This window comes from uncultured Brevundimonas sp. (assembly GCF_937870815.1).
Lineage (GTDB): Bacteria > Pseudomonadota > Alphaproteobacteria > Caulobacterales > Caulobacteraceae > Brevundimonas.
In genome coordinates this window covers 1-2,471 of the sequence record NZ_CALMZS010000216.1, presented here as the reverse complement: position 1 = coordinate 2,471, position 2,471 = coordinate 1, and the positions used below count along the sequence as shown (strand labels likewise).

General features: G+C 70.6%; 2 protein-coding genes and 1 pseudogene. 1 reads left to right on the top strand and 2 read right to left on the bottom strand.

What is annotated here, in order from left to right:
- Positions 1-235, bottom strand: a pseudogene (locus Q0588_RS15360) (GNAT family N-acetyltransferase); the annotation flags it as partial.
- A 162-nt stretch (positions 236-397) separates the two neighbouring features.
- On the opposite strand from Q0588_RS15360, the gene Q0588_RS15355 reads away from it, so the two are divergent.
- Entirely contained in the window at positions 398-568 is a 171-nt protein-coding gene (locus Q0588_RS15355; RefSeq protein ID WP_298747978.1) for a hypothetical protein, read from the top strand.
- A gap of 321 nt (positions 569-889) precedes the next feature.
- Here Q0588_RS15355 and Q0588_RS15350 read toward each other — a convergent pair whose 3' ends face one another.
- Complete coding sequence (locus tag Q0588_RS15350) at positions 890-2,335, bottom strand: adenosine deaminase (protein ID WP_298747974.1); 1,446 nt, start codon at positions 2,333-2,335, stop codon at positions 890-892.
- Positions 2,336-2,471 lie beyond the last annotated feature (136 nt).

Genomic DNA, 2,471 nt, shown 5'->3' with positions numbered 1-2,471 from the left:
GCGGCTGCACCGCCCCGCCCCGCCGCTGATGCGGGAAGAAGCCGACGGTCCGGCCGCCGCGCGAGAACACCGCCACGCCCGCCTGCGGGCTGACCCGGCCCGCGACCCGGGTGAATTCCGGCCGGAAATAGGGACTGGCCAGGGCGGGGTTGGCGGCCAGCATGGCGCGCCACAGGGCCCACTGACCCTCGTCCAGCGCATCGACCGCGACGATCTCGACCTTCAGCCCGGCCATGCGGCGTCCTTTCAACCGGTCTGCCCTGACCGTCGTTCCGGCGTCCTCCATAGCCCGCGGCCCGTTTCGGCCCGGTGAGCGTTCATGGTGAACGAACCGTGTCCGGACCCTTCGGCGGCTCCGGGGCGTTCGAATCACAACCCGCGACCCGATGGAGCCCCCATGACCGACCCCCGCCGCCCGCCAACCCGCGAGACCGAGACCGAGAACCAGCGCACCCCCGCGCGCGAGGGGCAGCCGCCGCGACCGGCGACCGAACCCCGGGGCGCCGAGGGCTCGTCGAACTCCGGCGACACCGCCACCGATCCGGCGACAGGACAGTCGAACGCCTGAGGGGATCTGTCCAGCCGATCCGGACAGCCGGAACCCCGGCCAGCGGCTGGTGAGGGGTCTGGTTCGGGGGCTGGGGGAGCGGCAATGGCTGTGCTGGCGGCGCGGCGGCGCGGGCGGCCAGGGAAAGCAGTTCGGTCGGCATGGCCACCACGATGGTGGTGTTGTGCTCCACCCCGATCTCGGTCAGACGCCGCGCGGCAAGTTCTGGCCCAGCCGGTCGGCGAGCGCATCTTCTTCGCCGGCGAAGCACTGGCCGGAGGCCTGATCCAGACCTGCGGCGGCGCCTTTCGATCCGGCGAAGCGGCGGCGCTGACCGTGGCCCTAACGCTGGCGTAAAACACCCTCCGGGGCGCTGGAAACGAGGCCTTGGCTCGCCTCGAACTCGGCCAGTAACCGCTCGAAGCGGGCCAACTCCCGCCGCTGGTCTTCGGCACTGAGGAACCCGTACCGGATCGCGTTCCGGGCCGAGGCGACCAAATCCGCATAGGTCGCGCCGGTTTCACGCACGGCCCGCGCGTATTCGTGACTGAGATCGATGCGGGCGATGCCGGGATCGTCGGTGGAGAGGCTGACCGGCACGCCGCTCGCCCTCAGCCAGCTGACGGGATGCTCAGCCCCCGCTACCTCCAGGATGACGGCGTTGGAGGTCAGGTTGACCTCGACCAGCACGCCGTTCCGGGCCATTTCCGCGACCAGCTCGACGGCGCCGTCTTCGCTGGGGATGGCGACGCCATGGCCGATGCGGCTGGCGCCGGCGGTCCTCACGGCCTCCGACACATGAAAACCTAGGTCCTGCGGCGTCGCATAGGCCAGGGTCAGTTCTCCGGCGTGGAGAGCGACGGGCGTCTCGCGCCCGCGCCCGCTCAGATAGCCGATCATCGCCATGTGACGGCGATAGTTGATGAGGGCGTTGGGGTGATCCTCCGGCGCCACCAGCTGCAACCCCACCCATCGCGGATCGGCGGCGACTAGGGCCACGCCCAGCTGAAGTTGGGCGAAAGTCTCCTCCAGCGCGACGAGGCGATTGGTCTGCACCAGATAGCGGACGGTGACCTCGCAGCCTGGATCGGCCGCGGGAGTCGCGCATCTCAGCAACTCACGGGCGTCGGCTTCGGCCGCGTCGGTCTCCTCGGTCGAGGCCTGGACCAGGGCGGGAATTCCCGGGGCGATCCGCCCCTCCAGGGCAGCATGGGCTTCCGTCCAGCCGGCGGTTCGGCCCAACGCTCGCGAAGCCCGCGACTGGGGCATCCACATCACCTCGACGTAGAAGGTGTTCTGGGCCGCCAGGGTCGCCATCACATCCGCCAGCATGTCGCCGCGACGGTGCTCGGCCGTGGCGCCGAAACGGTCGAAGGCGGTGAAGAACTGGTCGTGGCCGGTGCGACCGGCGAAATCGGGGCGGCGGGTGGTCAGGCTGTCGATCATGGCCGAGCGCAGGCCGGCGTCCAGGCCGCGCGCCGACGCCAGGGTCCCGCCGGGCTGGCAGGGCGGCGCCAGGCTCAGGGCCTGAGTGTCGATACATAGACCGTCCTCGGCCGCCCAGGTTAGATAGAGCTCGGGGAAGGCCGCCCCGGCCAGATGGATATGAAGCTCGCCGCCCTTCGGCATGGCCCGCGTGAAGGCCGTCAGTTCGGCGGCGCTCATGGCGGCGAGATCGGGCGCCGCGCTCGCACCGCGCGCGGCCGGCCTGCCGACGATGGACGAGGCGCAACCCGACAACAGCAATGCCGCAACGGCTACGGCGACCAGGATACGAGTGTGGTTCATGAAGCCCCCTTCCGACAGGGACAACGAGAGCGTCTTCCCGTCAAGCCGTGGACGGCAAGACGGCCCCCGGATGGCTCCGGGGGCCGTCATTGTTGTTTGGCCCATGCTCGCCCCGCGGAGGCTCGCGGCTTGAGGC

Coding starts and splice junctions, on each gene's coding strand:
- Q0588_RS15350 (WP_298747974.1), bottom strand. CDS start 2,335: ATGAACCACACTCGTATCCTGGTCGCCGTAGCCGTTGCGGCATTGCTG.
- Q0588_RS15355 (WP_298747978.1), top strand. CDS start 398: ATGACCGACCCCCGCCGCCCGCCAACCCGCGAGACCGAGACCGAGAAC.